Source organism: Sphingopyxis sp. (assembly GCF_036402335.1).
GTDB lineage: Bacteria > Pseudomonadota > Alphaproteobacteria > Sphingomonadales > Sphingomonadaceae > Sphingopyxis.
The window spans coordinates 1-4,242 of record NZ_DASWTD010000211.1; the positions used below are offsets into that span (position 1 = coordinate 1).

General features: G+C 65.5%; 3 protein-coding genes. 2 read left to right on the forward strand and 1 reads right to left on the reverse strand.

Features of this window, described 5'->3' with window-relative positions:
• Nucleotides 1-78 precede the first annotated feature (78 nt).
• Nucleotides 79-2,985, forward strand: coding sequence for an excinuclease ABC subunit UvrA (gene uvrA, locus VGD20_RS06640; protein WP_331133698.1), 2,907 nt, complete (start codon nucleotides 79-81; stop codon nucleotides 2,983-2,985).
• Between the two features lie 34 nt (nucleotides 2,986-3,019).
• Nucleotides 3,020-3,451, forward strand: a complete 432-nt coding sequence (locus VGD20_RS06645; protein WP_331133699.1) for a nuclear transport factor 2 family protein — start codon at nucleotides 3,020-3,022, stop codon at nucleotides 3,449-3,451.
• A 10-nt stretch (nucleotides 3,452-3,461) separates the two neighbouring features.
• Here the strand turns inward: VGD20_RS06645 and VGD20_RS06650 are convergent, their stop codons facing one another.
• A complete protein-coding gene (locus tag VGD20_RS06650; RefSeq protein WP_331133700.1) occupies nucleotides 3,462-4,010 on the reverse strand; it encodes a hypothetical protein in 549 nt (182 codons plus the stop codon).
• Nucleotides 4,011-4,242: the final 232 nt, after the last annotated feature.

A 4,242-nucleotide genomic window follows, 5' to 3' on the forward strand; every position in this document is an offset into this window, starting at 1 on the left:
CACCCATCTCGCCGCTGCCGCGTTGACCTGCCGCGCGTCTCCTATTGACCACAGAACAAATTCGGAACACCATCGGCCATGCTGACTCATCTCTCCGTCCGCGGCGCGCGCGAGCACAATCTCAAGGGCGTCGATGTCGACCTGCCACGCGATGCGCTGATCGTGATCACCGGCCTGTCGGGCAGCGGCAAATCGTCGCTCGCCTTCGACACCATCTATGCCGAGGGGCAGCGGCGCTATGTCGAGAGCCTGTCGGCCTACGCGCGCCAGTTCCTCGAGATGATGCAGAAGCCCGATGTCGAGCATATCGACGGACTGTCGCCGGCGATCAGCATCGAGCAGAAGACGACGAGCCGCAACCCGCGCTCGACGGTCGCGACGGTGACCGAGATCTATGATTATATGCGCCTGCTCTGGGCGCGCGTCGGCATTCCTTATTCGCCCACAACCGGCGAGCCGATTTCGGCGCAAACGGTCAGCCAGATGGTCGACCGCGTGATGGAACTTCCCGAAGGGACACGCGCTTATCTGCTCGCCCCCGTCGTACGCGGCCGCAAGGGCGAGTACAGGAAAGAGCTCGCGCAGTGGCAAAAGGATGGCTTCACGCGCGTCCGCATCGACGGCGAATTTTACGAGATCGGCGACGCGCCGGCGCTCGACAAGAAATACAAGCATGACATCGAGGTCGTCGTCGATCGCATCGCGGTGCGCGAAGGCCTCGGCACGCGGCTCGCCGACAGTTTCGAGACCGCGCTGAAGCTCGCCGAGGGGCTTGCCTATGTCGACCTCGCCGACGGCCCGGTGCCGGGGCGCGAGGAGGAAGATACCGGCGGCGCGATGAAGGGCGCAGGGATTCCTGCGAACCGCCTGATCTTCTCCGAGAAATTCGCCTGCCCCGTCTCGGGCTTCACCATCGCCGAGATCGAACCGCGGCTGTTCAGCTTCAACGCGCCGCAGGGTGCCTGCCCCGCATGCGACGGGCTCGGCGAGCGGCAGGAATTCGACCCCGACCTTGTCGTCCCCAACCATGCCCTGTCGCTGAAAAAGGGCGCGGTCGTGCCCTGGGCGAAATCGAACCCGCCCTCGCCTTATTATATGCAGGTGCTCGAAAGCCTCGGCAAAGCCTATGGCTTCGACCTCACGACGCCTTGGCAGGACCTGCCCGGCGAGGTACAGCTCATCATCCTCTATGGCACCGGCGGCAAACCCGTCGAGCTGACCTTCAAGGACGGCAAGCGTACCTATACAACGAACAAGGCGTTCGAGGGCGTGATCGGCAACCTCAACCGCCGCCTGCTCCAGACCGAAAGCGCGTGGATGCGCGAGGAGCTGAGCAAATATCAGGCGCCGCATCCGTGCGAGACGTGCCACGGCGCGCGCCTCCGCCCCGAACCGCTCGCGGTGAAGATTGCGGGCGAGGATATCAGCATGTCGGCACAGCGTTCGGTGGCTGATGCCCTGAACTGGTTCAGCACGCTCGACGAGAAACTGAACGACACGCAGCGGCAGATCGCCAAGGCGATCCTGAAAGAGATCAACGAGCGCCTCGGCTTCCTCAATAATGTCGGGCTCGACTACCTCAACCTCAACCGCACCAGCGGCACGCTCAGCGGCGGCGAGAGCCAGCGCATCCGGCTCGCCTCACAGATCGGTTCGGGGCTGTCGGGCGTGCTCTACGTCCTCGACGAGCCGAGCATCGGCCTCCATCAGCGCGACAACGACCGGCTGCTCGCGACCTTGAAGCGCCTCCGCGACCTCGGCAACACCGTGATCGTCGTCGAGCATGACGAGGATGCGATCCGCCACGCCGATTATGTCGTCGACATGGGCCCCGGCGCTGGGCTCCACGGCGGCGAGATCGTCGCCGAGGGGACGCTCGACGAAGTGCTCGCGAACACCAAGAGCCTGACCGCCGCTTACCTCACCGGCGCGAAGAAGATCGAGGTGCCGAAGCATCGCCGCAAGGGCAATGGCTTCGACCTCGTGCTCAAGGGCGCACGCGCGAACAATCTCAACAATGTCACCGCGAAGATCCCGCTCGGCACCTTCACCTGCGTCACCGGCCTGTCGGGCAGCGGCAAGTCGAGCCTGATCATCGATACGCTCTATGCCAGCGCGGCGCGTGTGCTCAACGGCGCGCGGATGATCGCGGGGCCGCACGACAGCCTGAAAGGCCTCGAGCATTGCGACAAGGTCATCGACATCGACCAGTCGCCGATCGGCCGCACCCCGCGCTCGAACCCCGCGACATATACCGGCGCCTTCACGATCATCCGCGACTGGTTCGCGGGGCTGCCCGAAAGCCAGGCGCGCGGATACAAGCCCGGGCGCTTCAGCTTCAACGTCAAGGGCGGGCGCTGCGAGACCTGTACCGGCGACGGCCTCATCAAGATCGAGATGCACTTCCTGCCCGACGTCTATGTGACGTGCGAGACGTGCCACGGCAAACGCTACAACCGCGAGACACTCGAGGTGAAGTTCAAGGGCCACAGCATCGCCGACGTGCTCGACATGACGGTCGAGGATGCCGCCGAATTCTTCAAGGCGGTGCCGTCGATCCGCGAGAAGATGGCGATGCTCGTCCGCGTCGGGCTCGGCTATATCAAGGTCGGGCAGCAGGCGACGACGCTGTCGGGGGGCGAGGCGCAGCGCGTCAAGCTCGCCAAGGAATTGTCGCGCCGCTCGACCGGGCAGACGCTCTACATCCTCGACGAGCCGACCACCGGGCTGCATTTCGAAGATGTGCGCAAGCTGCTCGAAGTGCTGCAGGCGCTCGTCGATCAGGGCAACAGCGTCGTGGTGATCGAGCATAATCTCGATGTCATCAAGACCGCCGACTATATCCTCGACCTCGGCCCCGAAGGCGGGGTCAAGGGCGGCGAAATCGTCGCCGCGGGCACGCCCGAGCAAGTCGTGAAGGAAAAGCGCAGCTTCACCGGGCAGTATCTGGCGCCATTGCTGGCGAAATCGGCGGGGAACCGTTAAAGGCGTGCACGATATGCGACGGGAGTTTCATGCCATGCCTCTCGATCCGGTGCGCCTCGCCCTTCCCTTCATCGCGGCCTCGCTTGCGGCGGCCCCCGCGGCCGCGGCGACGCCGGACGCGCCCTCGCCCGAAGCGGCGCTCGACGCCTATGTCGCCGGGCTGCGTGCCGGAAACGTCGAGGTCCTGCAGGCGCTGTTCCTGCCCGACGGGCAATTCTGCACGCTGGCCGAAGACGAAACCCCACCGGTCGATTGCCGGCGCTTCGCCGAGGTGCTCGGGAGCTGGGCGGCACGCCCCGACCCCGAGGCGACCGGCCGCGTCCTCGACCGCCGCGACGCGACACCGTCGATGAGCGCGATCACCTATGAGCTGAACTTCGGCGGCGACCGCTACGTCGACCAGCTGCTGCTCTATCGCACCGGCGCCGGGTGGCGCGTCGTCGCGAAGACCACCGCGGTGCGGTAACGCCGCGAAATCAGTGCCACACCGCCGAGAGCGGATAGGTCGCGATCAGCCAGATCAGGCCGGCGCACACGACGCGCCGGTTCTTCGACCAGACCGCCAGCGCCGCGGCGGGAAAGAAGCTCCAGGTGATGATGGCGCGGCGCAGGTCGAGCGGCGGCAGTCCGTCGAGCACCGCAACGGTCACGATCAGCGCGATATTGCAGAGCAGGATGCCGCCGATCACCTTGCGATACTGTTTGTCGAAATGGGCGTTCAGATCCTCCCATGCCTCGGGATCGTCGGGGAAGACGAGGCTCGCCGCGATGAAATAGATCGCGGTGACGAGGAAACCGCCGAACAGCACCGGCCAGCTCAGCGGCAACAGGTCGCGCATCGCCCAGCCGTACATCCAGAAGGTGACGACGTCGCACGACACGAACAGCCCGAGCAGCGCGGTCGGCCAGCCGATGCGCACGCGGTGGCTGGCCTTCATCGCCCTCGCCAGCCCGCCGAGCCCCTCGGCGAGCGCGAGGCCGAGGATCAGCCCGAACAGCGACATGGTGAATTCGAACTCGCTCATATGCCCCCGTACAGCCCCGCTTCGTCCAGCGATCCGCCCTATCGTAACGGCGCGCCGGATCAAGCCGTCCCGCGCCGCGATGTCCAAAGTTCAGTAAAGTTCAGCCTTGTGCGGCGACCTGCCGCTGCCCTGCCCCATGCGCGAGACAGGACCAGCCATGGCGCCCCGCCCCGCATGCCGGGCAGCAACCGTCGTTGTCCATGATTGGAAAGAGCCGGATGAAGGCTGGCAC